Annotated in this window: 14 protein-coding genes; 6 read left to right on the top strand and 8 right to left on the bottom strand. The window is 66.4% G+C overall.

Translation table 11 applies throughout. From position 1 onward, the window contains the following. Positions 1-3: 3 nt before the first annotated feature. The 5 genes from pdxA to VH88_RS10950 all read right to left on the bottom strand — a co-directional run bounded on the left by pdxA (position 4) and on the right by VH88_RS10950 (position 7,183). Complete coding sequence (gene pdxA / locus VH88_RS10970; RefSeq protein ID WP_045811275.1) at positions 4-1,008, bottom strand: 4-hydroxythreonine-4-phosphate dehydrogenase PdxA; 1,005 nt, start codon at positions 1,006-1,008, stop codon at positions 4-6. Then, complete coding sequence (locus tag VH88_RS10965; protein ID WP_231576652.1) at positions 1,005-2,372, bottom strand: peptidylprolyl isomerase; 1,368 nt, start codon at positions 2,370-2,372, stop codon at positions 1,005-1,007. Before VH88_RS10965 ends, pdxA begins: the two co-directional genes overlap by 4 nt. Before the next feature lie 72 nt (positions 2,373-2,444). Further along, entirely contained in the window at positions 2,445-4,883 is a 2,439-nt protein-coding gene (locus VH88_RS10960; RefSeq protein WP_045811274.1) for an LPS-assembly protein LptD, read from the bottom strand. Between the two features lie 33 nt (positions 4,884-4,916). Continuing rightward, positions 4,917-6,050, bottom strand: coding sequence for an LPS export ABC transporter permease LptG (gene lptG, locus VH88_RS10955; protein ID WP_045811273.1), 1,134 nt, complete (start codon positions 6,048-6,050; stop codon positions 4,917-4,919). Beyond that, positions 6,047-7,183: an LptF/LptG family permease gene (locus tag VH88_RS10950; RefSeq protein WP_045811272.1), complete on the bottom strand. Its 1,137-nt coding sequence runs from the start codon at positions 7,181-7,183 to the stop codon at positions 6,047-6,049. Before VH88_RS10950 ends, lptG begins: the two co-directional genes overlap by 4 nt. A 143-nt stretch (positions 7,184-7,326) precedes the next feature. Here VH88_RS10950 and VH88_RS10945 point away from each other — a divergent pair, with 143 nt between their 5' ends. From VH88_RS10945 to VH88_RS10930, 4 genes are read left to right on the top strand one after another with little or no spacing between them, the layout of a single operon-like run. Then, the gene (locus VH88_RS10945; RefSeq protein WP_045811271.1) at positions 7,327-8,802 is read left to right on the top strand and encodes a leucyl aminopeptidase; all 1,476 of its coding nucleotides are present in this window, start codon (positions 7,327-7,329) and stop codon (positions 8,800-8,802) included. Positions 8,803-8,823: 21 nt separating this feature from the next. Continuing rightward, positions 8,824-9,282, top strand: coding sequence for a DNA polymerase III subunit chi (locus tag VH88_RS10940; RefSeq protein WP_045811270.1), 459 nt, complete (start codon positions 8,824-8,826; stop codon positions 9,280-9,282). A 5-nt stretch (positions 9,283-9,287) separates the two neighbouring features. Next, complete coding sequence (locus VH88_RS10935; protein ID WP_231576651.1) at positions 9,288-9,596, top strand: DUF1996 domain-containing protein; 309 nt, start codon at positions 9,288-9,290, stop codon at positions 9,594-9,596. Between the two features lie 21 nt (positions 9,597-9,617). Continuing rightward, positions 9,618-9,914, top strand: coding sequence for a hemolysin (locus VH88_RS10930; RefSeq protein ID WP_045811269.1), 297 nt, complete (start codon positions 9,618-9,620; stop codon positions 9,912-9,914). Between the two features lie 3 nt (positions 9,915-9,917). On the opposite strand, the gene VH88_RS10925 is transcribed toward VH88_RS10930, so the two are convergent. Further along, the gene (locus tag VH88_RS10925) at positions 9,918-10,844 is read right to left on the bottom strand and encodes a LysR family transcriptional regulator (protein ID WP_045811268.1); all 927 of its coding nucleotides are present in this window, start codon (positions 10,842-10,844) and stop codon (positions 9,918-9,920) included. Positions 10,845-10,964: 120 nt separating this feature from the next. Between VH88_RS10925 and VH88_RS10920 the strand changes: the two genes are divergently transcribed. Continuing rightward, positions 10,965-11,678 (top strand): pirin family protein, encoded by a 714-nt coding sequence (locus VH88_RS10920; RefSeq protein ID WP_045811267.1) that lies wholly within the window; start codon positions 10,965-10,967, stop codon positions 11,676-11,678. Between the two features lie 72 nt (positions 11,679-11,750). Beyond that, positions 11,751-12,149 (top strand): DoxX family protein, encoded by a 399-nt coding sequence (locus VH88_RS10915; RefSeq protein ID WP_045811266.1) that lies wholly within the window; start codon positions 11,751-11,753, stop codon positions 12,147-12,149. Between the two features lie 47 nt (positions 12,150-12,196). Here the strand turns inward: VH88_RS10915 and pip are convergent, their stop codons facing one another. Next, positions 12,197-13,177 carry a prolyl aminopeptidase gene (gene pip / locus VH88_RS10910; RefSeq protein ID WP_045811265.1) on the bottom strand — a complete coding sequence of 327 codons (981 nt, stop codon included), beginning with the start codon at positions 13,175-13,177 and terminating at the stop codon, positions 12,197-12,199. 26 nt (positions 13,178-13,203) lie between these two features. Continuing rightward, on the bottom strand, positions 13,204-13,566 hold the full coding sequence (locus tag VH88_RS10905; RefSeq protein ID WP_045811264.1) for a DUF423 domain-containing protein: 363 nt from the start codon (positions 13,564-13,566) through the stop codon (positions 13,204-13,206). Between the last annotated feature and the right edge of the window lie 4 nt (positions 13,567-13,570).

Below are 13,570 nucleotides of genomic sequence, written 5' to 3'. Positions count from 1 at the left end.
CTGTTAGCGCGCGGCGCGGGCCGCCGCCATCTCCGATGCCAGGCGAATGGCGGCGATCAGGCTGTCGGGACGCGCGACGCCCTTGCCGGCGATGTCGAAGCCGGTGCCGTGATCGGGCGAGGTGCGGATGATGGGCAGGCCCAGGGAGACGTTGACCCCGCCCCAGAAGTCCAGCGTCTTGACCGGGATCAGGGCCTGGTCGTGATACATGCAGATGGCGGCGTCATAGGTCGCGCGGGCTTCGTCATGGAACAGGGTGTCGGCCGGTCGGGGGTCGGTGATGTCGATCCCCTCGGCGCGAAGCTGTTCGGCGACGGGAATCAGGATGTCGCGTTCCTGCAGACCCAGGGCGCCGCCTTCACCCGCGTGGGGATTGAGGGCCGCCATGGCCAGATGAGGTCGGGCGATGGCGAAGTCGCGTTTCAGGCTTTCGTGGACGACGCGGGCGGTGCGGGCGACGCGCTCGGCCGTGACCAGTTCCGGCACCTGGTCCAGGGCGACGTGAATGGTGACGAGGCAGGCGCGCAGGTCTTGGGCCGTCAGCATCATCACCGGCCCGCGCGTGCCGGCATAGGGCGCATCGGCGGTCAGTTCGGCGATGAACTCGGTATGGCCGGGAAAGCGAAAACCAGAGGCGTACATCGGCGCCTTGGCGATCGGGGCGGTGACGACGCCGGATGCCTCGCCGGACAGGGCAAAGCTCACGGCCTCCTCGATCCCGTCCGCGACGGCCGAGGCATTGGTCGGATCGGGCGATCCGACCAGGACCGGCGCGAGCAGGGGGCGATGAAGGACGGGAAGGGCGGAGCCGAACAGATCGCGAGCGTCACCGGGAGTGCCGACCTCGGCCACGGGGACGCCTTGTCCGCGCAGCAACGCGGCGTCGCCGATAACGGCGAAGGCCCTCTGGTCGGCGCGCAACGCTTTCCAGGCGGCGGCCACGATCTCCGGCCCGACGCCGGCGGGTTCGCCCAGCGTCAGAACCAAAGGCGCGACCGCTGGGGTCATTTGAACTCGATCAGGGCGTCGCTGCGCAGATCGCGCAGATACCGGCGCTCCAGCACGGCCAGGTTCTGGGCGCGCAGGCGGTTTTCGACCTGCTGACGGTTCGGCGCTTCCGGCCCGCCGACGCGACGACCGCAGACGGCGACCAGGTGCAGACCCAGCGGGGTGCGGATCGGCGTCGAGACCGAACCGATTTCGCCGGTGCGCGCGAACTGCTGGAACTGGGGCGCCAGGTTGGCGACGTCGGATTCGCCGAGATCTGCGCCCAGGACGCCCTGAGTCGCGCGCGCCTGAGAGATGATGTTGTCGCACGTCAGGCCGTTACGCAGACCTTCCAGCTTGGCGGTCGCAGCGGCCACGTCAGCTTCCGACGCCGTCTCAGGCAGTTCGACCATGACCTGCTTCAGCGATACCAGGCTGGTGGAGGCGCCGTCACGCTTGTCGCGCAGGTAGAGGATGTAGACGCCGCCATCGACGACGATGGGATTCGACAGCTGTCCCGGTTGGAGCTGTTCCAGGACCGATTGCACCGCCGGCTGAAGCGAATCCTTGACGACCCAGCCTGCATCGCCCGGCACGCGGGCGCTGGCCGAGGGGGCGGCGGAGAACTGCTGGGCGACGGCCTGGAACGGCGCGCCCTGGATGATCTGCTGCACCAACTGACGGGCGCCGTTCAGGGCCGCCTGCGCGCCGCCAACGCGCGCGGCGTCGATGTAGATTTCACCGAGCAGGAACTGGGGCTTGGAGGCCGCCTCGTTCAGACGACGGACTTCCTGATCAACCTGAAGAGTGCTGGCGCGGGCGCGGCTGTTGAAGCGGCCCGGGATCAGCTGGCTCCAGCCGATCTGGGTGCGCAGGTTGTCGCGGAAGGCGGCGGGCTGGATGCCGCCCTGCTGCAGGAACTGCATATAGGCCTGCGGCGTCGTGCCGGCGGCGCGGGCCATTTCGGCGATCTCGCCGTCGACTTCCTCGTCCGTGACCTTCAGGCTCTCGAACTTGGCCATCTCCTGATCCTTGAGGCGATCCTCGATCAGGGCGTTCAGGGCGGCCTGCTGGATGGCGGGCAGGTTCTGCTCGGTCGGCTGAACCTGGGATGAGGCGATCAGCATCAGCATGCGCTGACGCAGATCAAAGCCGGTGATGATCTTGTCATTGACCGTGGCGACGATGCCGTCGGCCATTTCGAACTGAGGCTCGGTGCGCGCCGTAGTCGGCGCCTCTTCAGCCGCAGGATTCGGGGCGCCGGCCGCAGGGCCCTGCGCGGGCGTGGGGGTCTGTGCCGGAGCGGGCGCCGTCTGGGCATAGGCCGAACCGGCGAGGAGGACTGCCGCGAGCGCAGCCCCCGTCGAATAACGCATCAAACCCATTGGTCGTCCTGATTCCTCACAGCGGTCCGCCAGCCAGGCCGGCAGGCGGTCGCGCCCCGTAAAGCGTCATGCTCAACGCATATCGCCCTGTCCATAACCTGAACCTCCGAAAGTGGCGAGGTTTAGGCGCACATAGATGCCTTCCGACGGGCCGCCGGGCCGGGCGCGGGTGTTGTCGCGCCTATAACCCAGTTCGAACCGCAGGCAGTCGTCGTCGAACAGCACGCCGACTTCGGATCGCGTGATCTCGTTCTGGTCCAGATCAGCAATGCCGGCGACGGTGAAGCCCCAGTTCTGGAAGACAAACTGCTGGCCCGCCAGCTGGACGAACTCGTAGTTGCGGTTCAGCGGCCCGTCGACGGGGTTCGACTGATCCAGAATGTAGCTGACGGTCGCCAGGTTGCGGCGACCCCAGCGACCGTCCAGCGCCGCCTCGGCGCGGCGCACCTCGCCCGAACCGTCAACGGTGGCATGGAACCAACTGCGGATGCGATCCGACGGCGAGAAGTCGCCCTGCACGACCCAGTCGGAGGTTTCCGAGGCCAGACCCGTCGGATCATACAAACGCGCGGGATCATCGGGAATCGACGTTTTGAAGTCGTCCTGCTGGTCGAAACGATAGCTGCGTCCCACAAACAGGCTGGCCTTGCGCCCTTCAGCCCAGCGGATCGTGGCGCGACCGCCCGCCGTCACGCGCGCGCCGCCTTCCAGCAGATCGTAGCCGGAGAAGCGATCCATGCGGAACAGCGACGACTCGTCCAGTTCCAGAACCTGGGAGTCCTCGATGGGAATGCGGCGGTCCAGGCTGACCTTGTTGGAAACCGAGACCTGACCCACCGGCTCCAGGATGATGTCGGCGTTTGCGATGCGCTTGATCAACGGATAGGTGACGTCCACGCCCGCGCTGAATCTGGACCGACTGACCGTCTCGTCGCTGTCGATGCCCATCATCGGCGGCAGGTCGGACATGGAATAGAGATCGACCCGCGTGTCGACGAACGGCTCCACGCGCATGCCGACCGGCAGGATGATCGCCCGTCGCCATTCCACCTGACCCGTGATGCGGCGGCTGTCGACGCCGGCCAGACCGGTCGTGACGGGCGGAACGATCTCAGGGTTCAGGATCGGCGCGCCGACGAAAGCGTCGCGATAAAGAGACACGGCCGAGCCTTTCAGGCGCAGCCGGCCGCCGAAGACCAATTCTCGCGACTCCCAGCGGGCGTCGACCAGCGGAGCGACCAAGGGCAGGGTGTCGTCGTCCTCGAACACCTTGAAGCCGTTGGCGTCGCGGAAGTCCGTCGCGGCGAAGGCCGGGTTCAGGCGCAGGCTCTGGATCGAGAAGGCCGCGATCGAAACATAGGACCGATCGGTCTGATGTTCGGCGTAGATCTGGCTGATCAGACGACGGCGGTCGCCGTAATAGAGGCCGTTGTCCTGATACGGAGAGCGCACGTCATAGCGGTCGAACAGCGTCTTGTCCGAGGTGCGCTCGGCCGTGAAGCCGAACCGCCAGGGGCCATCCGGATCGAACTCGCCGTGCGACAACAGATAGCTGCGGTGTTCGCGATCGCCGAACTTGACGTTGCTTTCAAAGTCGCCGTCGCCGTCCCGATCGAAGTCGCCGAACTCGCGCTCGTAGGTATAGCCGCCGCGCGCCACGATCATGCCGTTGGCGAACCGTCGACGCCATTGTAGATTCAGCAGCGGCGCGACCCTGGTGTTGATCTGCGGGCTGATCAGCCAGTCCTCGGACGGCGATACGACTTGCAGATAGGGAATCTCGACGGAGACGCCGCGACCCTCGTCATAGTTGACGATGGGCACCAGGAAGCCCGACGCGCGCTCGACCGAGGGATCGGGGTGGGCGAAGAAGGGCGTGTAGAAGACGGGCACCGGCCCGACGTAGAAGACGGCGTTGCGATAAAGGATCGCGCGCAACTGCTCGTCCTGCGTCACCTTTTCCGCCTGGATCGAGATGGTCGGCGTCTTCGGACCGCCGTCGTCGCAGATGGGGCAGGGGGTGAAGCGGGCGTAGTTCAGTTCGCTGACGTTCTCGCTGCGGCGCACAGCCGTTGCGGCCATCAGACTGGCGCCGTTGGCCAGACGCGTGGCGAAATCCACGGCGACGCCGGTCTCCAGGTTTTTATCCAGCTCGAGACGGCTGGCGTAGACGACGGTGCCGTCGGGCGCGATGGCCTCGACGCGGCCTTCGGCCGTCGCCGAACCGGCGTTCAGATCATAGGACAGGTTCTCGCCGCGCAGCACATGGCCGCGCGTGCGGACATAGGCGCGGTTCTCGGGCGTGCCGCTGACGATGATGTTGTCGCCTTCGCGACGCGCATTGTCGGCATCGACATAGACCGCTTCGGGCGGCAGGCCGTCGGAAGGCGCGGCTGCGGCTGGCGGGGCCGTTTGCGCCCATGCAGGCGTCGCCAAGGGCGCGCAGGCGACCAGGGCCGCACCGGCGAGAAGCCTTGCTTTGAAAGCGTCGAAGCGCCGATCACCCTGCATAGGCCATCCGTAGTCTGAGAAGCGAGCGCCCGATTAGCCGTCTTCGGTATAGAACAGCAAGGTCAAGGCTGCGAGCGCCGTAAGAACAGGCGGCAGCCAGGCGGCGACGAAGGGCGCCACGACCTCGGCCGATCCCATCGCCGACGAAAACTGGTTCAGGAAGAAGAAGGCGAAGCCCAGCACCACGGCCGCCACGCTCATGCGCGCCAGGTCGCCCAATCGCATTAGCCGCAGCGAGAAGGCGGCGGCTAGGATGGACATGGCGGCGAACACCAGCGGCGTGGCCAGAAGTTGCTGGAAGCGCAGGCGATAGGCGGTCGATGTGAAGCCGGCGTTCTCGATTCGGCTGATCTGGTTCGGCAGCGACCAGAAGGGCGTGGCCTGCGGCCGGGCGAAACGATCGAAGGCCTCGTCGTCGGCCAGGCTGGAGACCAGGGTCAGGCTGGAATAGGTGACGGCGCGCTGGCCGATCTGGGCGCCGACGGCGTCGGTCAGGCGCCAGCTGCCGGCGTTCAGCGACGCCGACTTGGCGTCGATCCGCTCGGAGAAGGTGCGACCGCCGCCGGGCGCGGTCGTATAGATGAAGAAGCTAACGTTCAGCAGGCGCGCGTTGGCGCGGTCCTGCTGGCCGGCGCGGATGATCATCTGGCGCTGATCGTCGCCCTCGCGCAGCCAGATCGCCTCCTTGGGGTCGCCGCCGGGCGCCGTACCGGAAATCCGTGCGCGCTCGCGTTGCCACAGACCGTCGCCGGCCGAGGCCATCGGACCCAAGACCGTGACGGTGAGCACGCCCAGCACGAAGGCCATGCCAGCCGCCGGCAGGACGAAACGCCAGGCGGAGACGCCCGCCGCGCGCATGGCGATCAGTTCGCTGCGGCGGTTCAGGCTGATGAAGGCCGACAGGGTGCCGAACAGGAAAACGAACGGCATCAACTGCACGATGACCGAGGGCGACTTCAGCAGCACCAGGCCGAAGATGCGGACGGCCGACAAATCCTGAGCCGAGCCGACGCCGCGCGAGACCTCGACGAAGTCGATCAGCATGACGAGGGCCGAGATCACGGCCAGGGCCACGCCTAGCGACTTCAACTGCTGGACCAGCACATAGCGTTCGATGCCGCCGAGACGGGGGATATGTGGCGAGCGACGGGCGGAGGCGGCGGTCATGCGAACTTGGCCTTCAGATCGCGCAGGGCGGCGGTGGTCCGGCTGCGACGCGGCTTCAGTGCGCGGAACAGAACCCGAAGGGCGACGACGATGGCCACGATCGGCACGACGTACTGGAGCACGTTCATCCAGCCGTTCCAGGCGCTGGCGGCGACAAGGCCGTAGCCGATGACGCGCAGGACCAGGAACAGGCCCGCCGCTTTGGCGATGCGCAAGGTATAGCCGGTGCGGCTGAAGGCGCCGCCCAGGATGGCCGAAAGCGCCAGCGCCATGGCGACCATGGCGTAGAGGGGCGAGGCCAGCCGCGAATGCGCCTCGGCTAATAGCTCGCCGCGCGAGCCGGCGACCTCAAGCACCTTGGCCGTCGGGTTCATCAGCTGGCGCAGATAGAGGTCGGTCGGCTTGTAGCGAATGGTGTCGGTCACCCCGACGAAGGGCGCGAGAGAGAAATCGTATCGCCCAAACGACAGCGTCTCGAGCACGCCGCCCGACGAATAGCGCTGGGCCGAGCCGTCGATCATGGTCAGGATCGGAATGCCGCCGGCGTCGCGGCTGAAGCGCGCCTCGGAAGCGTTCCAGGTCGTGACCTTGTCCTTGTCGTCCAGATAGACGAACAGGTTCTTCAACAGACCGTTCTGTTCGATCTGCTGCACATAGACGGTCAGGCCGTCAGGCCCCTGAACGAACTGGCCTTCCTCGACCAGAAGGGCGGCGAGGTCGGTGCGGATGTCAAATGCCTGACGCCGCGCCTCCTGCTGCGCCCAGGGCAGAATGAAGACATTGACCAGCAGAGTGACCAGGGCGACCAGCACGGCGATACGGGCGGCCGGCGATATGACCTGCCACCGGGTCATGCCGCCCGCGAAGGCCGCCGTGAGCTCCTGCTCGCGTTGCAGACGGGTCAGGGCGATCAGGGCGCCGACGAAAAGGCCGATCGGCAGAATCACCGAAAGCAGTTGCGGCAGGGCGAGCAGGGTCAGCTTGACCATGATCCACACGCTCTGGCCCCGCTCCACGATGACCTGGAGTTGGTCGAGGCTCTGGCTCAGAATCCCGATTCCCGCCAGCGCTGCGCACGCGGCGATCACAGGGAACAGGATCTGGCGAAAAAGGTATCTTTGAATCAGGGTCATGGGCGGATGGACTTCGCCCGGTTGCAGGCGGCGACATTGAGGCGCATCTAGTAGCACATCAGGGCGCGTCCGCGACAAGCAGACGCGCCGTTGTCATTTTGCTGTTTGCAGACGCCGGGTGGGGCCTGGCTGGAGTTGATTGAATGAAGATCGAATTCGTCGCCGCCGTGGACGCCGCCGAAATCCTGGCCGTTCCGGTTTTTGAAGATCGCACCTTCACCGCCGCCGGGACCGCGCTGGACGGCAAGGCCAACGGCGCCCTGACCAAGGCGGCGGGCAAGGGGCGTTTCACGGGCAAGGCCGGCCAGAGCCTGAGCATCGCCGCGCCAGCGGGCGTTGAGGCGGACGCCGTGTTGCTGGTCGGCGCGGGCGCCAAGGACAAGCTGGACGATCTGGCGGTCGAGGCCTTCGGCGGCAACGCCTATGCGGCGGTCAAGCTGTCGGGCGCCGAGGTGCTGACGATCGACGCTTCGGACCTGTCGCCTGAGCAGGCCGCCCGCGTCGGTTTCGCTGCGCGTCTGGCCGCCTATCGCTTCGACAAGTATCGCACGACGCAAAAGGCCGACAAGATTCCGTCGATCACCACCATCCGCGTGGTCACGACCGACCTGCGGGGCGCCGAAGCCGCGCTGGAACCGCTGTCGGCGGTGGCCGACGGCGTGATTTTCGCGCGCGATCTGGTGTCCGAGCCCGCCAACGTCCTGTATCCGGCCGAGTTCGCCAAGCGGGTGAAGGCGCTGGAGAGCCTGGGCCTTGAAGTCGAAATCCTCGGCGAGGCCGAGATGGAGAAGTTGGGCATGCGCACCCTGTTGGGCGTGGGCCAGGGCAGCCGTCGCGAGAGCCAGCTGGCGATCATGAAGTGGAACGGCGGCGAAGCCGGCGCTCAGCCCCTGGCCTTCGTCGGCAAAGGCGTCTGCTTCGACACCGGCGGCATCTCGATCAAGCCGGCCGAAGGCATGGAAGACATGAAGTGGGACATGGGCGGCGCGGCCGCCGTGACCGGCGCCATGATCGCCCTGGCCAGCCGCAAGGCCAAGGTCAACGTCGTCGGCGTGCTGGGCCTGGTCGAAAACATGCCGGACGGCAACGCCCAGCGTCCGGGCGACGTGGTCGTGTCCATGTCGGGTCAGACGGTGGAGGTCATCAACACCGACGCCGAAGGTCGCCTCGTTCTGGCCGACGCCCTCTGGTACACTCAGGAGCGTTTCAAGCCGAAGTTCATGATCGACCTGGCCACCCTGACGGGCGCCATGATCGTGGCCCTTGGCTTGGATTACGCGGGCGTCTTCTCGAACTCCGACGATGTCGCCGATCCGATCCTGGCAGCGGCCAAGAAGGTCGGCGAGAACTTCTGGCGCATGCCGATCCCGGCCATCTACGAGCAGCACATCGATTCCAAGATCGCCGATGTGAAGAACACCGGCAACGGCCGCGCCGGCGGTTCGATCACCGCCGCCCTGTTCCTGCAACGCTTCACCAACGGCGTGCCGTGGGCGCACCTGGACATCGCCCCGACGGCCTGGGCCAACAAGAGCCCCAGCCCCACCGTGCCGGAAGGCGGCGTCGGCTTCGCTGTGCGGACGCTGGACCGGATGGTCGCGGATTCCTACGAAGGCTGATCGGTCGGGAGGTAGAGCCGGGTGAGCGAGAAGCCCGAAATCTGGTTCTATCACCTGGAGCGTTCATCGCTGGATCAGGTGCTGCCAACCCTGCTCGAAAAGACGATCGAGCGGGGTTGGCGGGCCATGATCAAATCGTCGCATTCGCATCGACTGGACGAGGTCGACGAGACGCTGTGGACGTTTCGCGATGACAGCTTCCTGCCGCACGGCCGGGCCGACCAGCCCCACGCCGAGCGCCAGCCTGTGCTGTTGAGCGAGACGGGCGAGAACCTGAACGGCGCTCAGGCGCTGTTCATAGTCGACGACGCAGAACTGGGCGGGACGGAAGGGTTCGAACGATGCTTCATTATTTTCGACGGTCGCGACGAGCCGGCTTTGCAACACGCGCGGGGACGTTGGAAGGCGCTGAAGGGGCAGGGCGCGAACCTGGCCTATTGGCGTCAAACGGACGAAGGGCGCTGGGAAAAGGCGGCCTGATCGGATTGGTTCTGCTGGCCGGCTGTTCGACGCCGGTCTCCGAGGCGCCCGCGCCGCGTGCGGTCGAGCAGGCTCAACTCAACCCGCCCGTCGGCAGCCGGATGCCGACCGCCCAGACCGAGGACGTCTGCAAGGCCGGCGAGATGCAGTATCTGGTCGGCAAGTCCCGGACGGAAATCCCGGTGCCGGTGGACGTCGTCAATCGGCGCGTGACCTGCACCACCTGCCCGGTGACGCAGGACTTCTCCGCCTATCGTCTGAACATCTTCTACAACGAACAAACCGGCATCATCGAACAGGTCCGCTGCGGCTGAGCCCGACGCAAGGAGACGACCATGAAGATCATCGTGAGCACCCTGTTGGCCGCCAGCGCATTGGCCGTGTCGGCCTGTGCGCCGGTCCAGACCGTCGAGCCTTCGCCCGGATCGGACACCGCCTTCAAGGCGTGCAAGGTTTCGGACTATCAGAGCTATGTCGGCCGCAACCGTTCGGCCATCCCGACCGCGCCTGCCGGCCAGACCTTCCGTGTGCTTTGCACCACCTGCGCCGCGACCATGGACTATCGCGAGAACCGGGTGAACTTCGTCTATGACGAGGCGACCGACATCGTGCGCGAAGTGAAGTGCGGCTGAAGGTTAGCGCCCCACCGTATCGCCCGGCCACAGCGGTCCGCTGAACTTCGCCGCCAGATAGTCCATGAAAGCCGTAACCCTGGCCGGGCGCGGTCCGCCGCTGGGCGCCACCAGATGCAGGGCGATGGGCGGCAGCCGCCAGTCGGTCATCACCGTTTCGAGATGGCCGTCGGCGACGTCCTTCCAGTAGATGAAGTCCGGCTGGGGAAAGAGCCCCAGACCCGCGCACAACGACGCCGTCAGGGCGTCGGAGTTGTTGGCCCGCAGCGGCCCGCGTGGATGCACGACCACTTCTTCGCCCGCCGCATTGCTGAACCGCCAGGTGTCCGGGCTGGGCATGTAGGCGTAGCCGAGGCAGGCGTGACGGGCCAGATCGTCGGGATGGTTGGGGCGACCCCGCTGATCCAGATAGGACGGCGAGGCCACCAGGGCGCGGGCCACAGGCCGCAGCTTGCGCGCCGTCAGCGAGGAATCGGCCAGGGCGGCGATCCTCAGCGCGCAATCGAAGCCGCCGCCGACCAGATCGATGACCTCATCCGACAGGTGCAAATCGACCGACACATCCGGGTGCGTGGCGAGGAACTCGGGCAGGGCCGGGGCCACATAGGCCATGCCGAACGACATGGGCGCCGCCAGTCGCACCAGGCCGCGCGGCGTAACGGACATATCCAACGCCTCCGACACCGCGCCCTCGGCCTCGGCCAGCATGTGGGCGGCGCGGGCGGCCAGGGTTCGGCCTGCATCGGTAAGGGCGAAGCGCCGCGACGTGCGGTGGAGCAGTGTGGTCTTCAGCTGTTGTTCCAGACGCGTGACCGCCTTGGACACGGTCGCTTTGGACAGGCCCAGCGTCTCGGCCGCGCCGGAGAAGGACTGGCTGTCGGCGACCTTGGCGAAGATGGCCAGGGCTTCCAGATCGGGCAGGCGGGACATGGGCGGCGTTGCGTCCTGAAACGATGAGTTTCGGTTGTTTCTATTTCTGATCGGTCGCCGATCTCTATCTTGCCGTCAAGCAAAGGCGTCGGACGGTTCCGACGCGAAAGGACGAGTGCGATGATCGAGCGCAGACCATTTGAATCCCTCGGCGGCGCCAACCACGGCTGGCTGAACGCCAAACACCATTTCTCCTTCGCCAACTACTATGATCCCAAGCGGATGAGCTGGGGCAATCTGCGGGTCTGGAACGACGACGAGATCGCCGCCGGCACCGGTTTCCCGCCGCATCCGCACGCCGACATGGAGATCATCACCTATGTCCGCGACGGGGCCATCACCCATGAGGACAGTCTGGGCAACAAGGGCCGCACCGTCGCGGGCGATGTCCAGGTGATGAGCGCCGGAACCGGCATCCGGCACGCCGAATACAACGCCGAGCCGGACCTGACGCGGATCTTCCAGATCTGGATCGAGCCGACCCGTCGCGGCGACGCGCCGAGTTGGGGCACCAAGCCCTTCCCCAAGGGCGAGCGGTCAGGTCAGTTCGTGGTCCTGGCGTCGGGCTTTGAGGGCGATACGCTTGAAAGCGGTGGGGACGCCCTGCCGATTCGCACCGATGCGCGGATCGTGGCGGCGACGCTGAAGGCAGGCGACAGCGCCGACTATCCGTTAGGCGGCGCGCGGCGGGCCTATCTGGTCCCGGCGAAGGGCGAGGTCGAGGTCAATGGCGTCCGACTGAACGCCCGTGACGGCGCGGCCATTGCTCAGGAGGATGTCGTGACGGTCAAGGCGCTGTCGGACGCCGAGGTCGTGCTGGTGGACGCCGCCTGATTTTCGGAACAAGCTTCACGGTCGGACCCGATCCGACCGTGAACAACCGCATCAAAAAGGCGAGGAAAGAGAATGTTCAATCAAGCGAATGGCTGGTCTTCCCGCGCCCTGGCGGCGCTCAGGATCGTCGCCGGTCTGTTGTTCCTGGCGCATGGCGTCATCAAGGTCTTCGGCTTTCCGGCCGGGGCCGAACCCGGTCAGCAGGAGTTGCTGTCGCTGTTCGGCATCGGCGGGGTGATCGAGCTGATCACGGGCTTGTTGCTGATTCTTGGCCTGTTCACGCGTCCGGCCGCCTTCATCGCCTCGGGCCAGATGGCGGTCGCCTACTGGATGTTCCACTCCCCCAGCAGCCCGTATCCGGCGGTGAACGGCGGCGACGCGGCCATCCTGTACTGCTTCATCTTCCTGTACATCTTCACCGCCGGTCCGGGCGCGTGGAGCATGGACAATCGAACCGCAAAGCGGTTCTGATCTGTGGAAATGGAAAGGCCGCCGCGCTGTCCTGCGCGGCGGTTTTTTCATGCCCGAAGGCTTGCGGCCCAGTCGGCGGCGCGGACCAGGCTATCGACGATGCCGGGTTCCGACGAGGCGTGGCCGGCGTCGCCGACGATGTCCAGATGGGCCTCGGGCCAGGCGCGGTGCAACGCCCAGGCGCCTGAAATCGGCGTCACCACATCGAACCGGCCCTGCGCGATCCAGCAAGGGATATGCCGCATCCGGTCAACATTCTTCAGCAGCCAGCCGTCCTCCTCGAAAAAGCCGGCGTTGGTGAAGAACCAGTTTTCGATCCGGGCGAAGGCGACGGCGAAGTCGGGCTCGGCGAACTTGTCCGGCCGGGCGTTGGGGCCCTCGACGCTGACGGTTTCGCCCTCCCAGCTGGACCAAGCGACGGCGCAGAGCTCGCGCTCGGCGACATCATCGCCGATCAGCCGCTTGTAATAGGCGGCCATCAGGTCGCCGCGCTCGGCCTCGGGGATGGGGGCCACGAACCGCTCCCAGGCGTCGGGGAAGATCATCGAGGCGCCGTCCTGATAGAACCAGTGCAACTCCTTCTTCGTCAGCAGGAAGATGCCGCGCAGCAGCAGGGCCAGAACCCGATCCGGATGGGTGATGGCGTAGGCCATCGACAGGGTCGAACCCCAGGACCCGCCGAACACCACCCATTTGTCGACGCCGCACAGGACGCGCAGACGCTCGATATCGTCGATCAGGGTCCAGGTCGTGTTGTTTTCCAGCGAGGCGTGGGGCCGCGACTGACCACAGCCGCGCTGGTCGAACATGATGATGCGATAGACGGCCGGGTCGAAGAAGCGGCGCATGCCCGGATTGACCGCGCCGCCTGGTCCCCCGTGTAGAACCAGGACCGGCAGGCCGTGCGGATTGCCGGATTCCTCGTAATAGATTTCATGCACGCCTTCGGTCGGCATCCAACCCGAGGCGTAGGCCTCGATCTCGGGGTGGAGCACACGACGCGGCTCGGCGGGCGTGGGGAAGGCCATGGATGCTGGGTCTTTCTACGAGGAAATCAGGGGCGAGAGCGCAAGGCCGCAAAGGCCAGGCAGAGCCAGCCGGCGATCATCAGTAGGCCGCCGATCGGGGCCACGGCGCCGAACGCCGGCACGCCGAGAAACGCGATCGCCGCCAGGGCGAGGCAGAAGATCAGGCCGCCGATCGATCCGAGCCAGCCCGCAAGGCGCGCTAGCCCGCCGCCCCCTGTCCATCGGGCGCAGGCGAAGGCGAAGACGGCGTGGACGATCTGATACTGGGCGCCGGTGGTCAGCAGGGTCTTGATCTGCGGCCCGGCGCCATGCGCGGCGAAGGCGCCCAGCGCCACGGCCAGGGCGCCATTCAGGGCGGCGAATACGATCAGGTTGCGACTCACTGTCATTTCA

This window comes from Brevundimonas sp. KM4 (assembly GCF_000964075.1).
In the GTDB taxonomy this organism is placed as follows: domain Bacteria; phylum Pseudomonadota; class Alphaproteobacteria; order Caulobacterales; family Caulobacteraceae; genus Brevundimonas; species Brevundimonas huaxiensis.
The sequence above is the reverse complement of the archived record's forward strand: the minus strand, read 5'-3'. Positions and strand labels throughout refer to the sequence as shown.

Coding starts and splice junctions, on each gene's coding strand:
- VH88_RS10960 (WP_045811274.1), bottom strand. CDS start 4,883: ATGCAGGGTGATCGGCGCTTCGACGCTTTCAAAGCAAGGCTTCTCGCC.
- VH88_RS10930 (WP_045811269.1), top strand. CDS start 9,618: ATGAAGATCATCGTGAGCACCCTGTTGGCCGCCAGCGCATTGGCCGTG.
- pip (WP_045811265.1), bottom strand. CDS start 13,177: ATGGCCTTCCCCACGCCCGCCGAGCCGCGTCGTGTGCTCCACCCCGAG.
- VH88_RS10905 (WP_045811264.1), bottom strand. CDS start 13,566: ATGACAGTGAGTCGCAACCTGATCGTATTCGCCGCCCTGAATGGCGCC.
- VH88_RS10915 (WP_045811266.1), top strand. CDS start 11,751: ATGTTCAATCAAGCGAATGGCTGGTCTTCCCGCGCCCTGGCGGCGCTC.
- VH88_RS10965 (WP_231576652.1), bottom strand. CDS start 2,372: ATGGGTTTGATGCGTTATTCGACGGGGGCTGCGCTCGCGGCAGTCCTC.
- lptG (WP_045811273.1), bottom strand. CDS start 6,050: ATGACCGCCGCCTCCGCCCGTCGCTCGCCACATATCCCCCGTCTCGGC.
- pdxA (WP_045811275.1), bottom strand. CDS start 1,008: ATGACCCCAGCGGTCGCGCCTTTGGTTCTGACGCTGGGCGAACCCGCC.
- VH88_RS10925 (WP_045811268.1), bottom strand. CDS start 10,844: ATGTCCCGCCTGCCCGATCTGGAAGCCCTGGCCATCTTCGCCAAGGTC.
- VH88_RS10920 (WP_045811267.1), top strand. CDS start 10,965: ATGATCGAGCGCAGACCATTTGAATCCCTCGGCGGCGCCAACCACGGC.
- VH88_RS10945 (WP_045811271.1), top strand. CDS start 7,327: ATGAAGATCGAATTCGTCGCCGCCGTGGACGCCGCCGAAATCCTGGCC.
- VH88_RS10950 (WP_045811272.1), bottom strand. CDS start 7,183: ATGACCCTGATTCAAAGATACCTTTTTCGCCAGATCCTGTTCCCTGTG.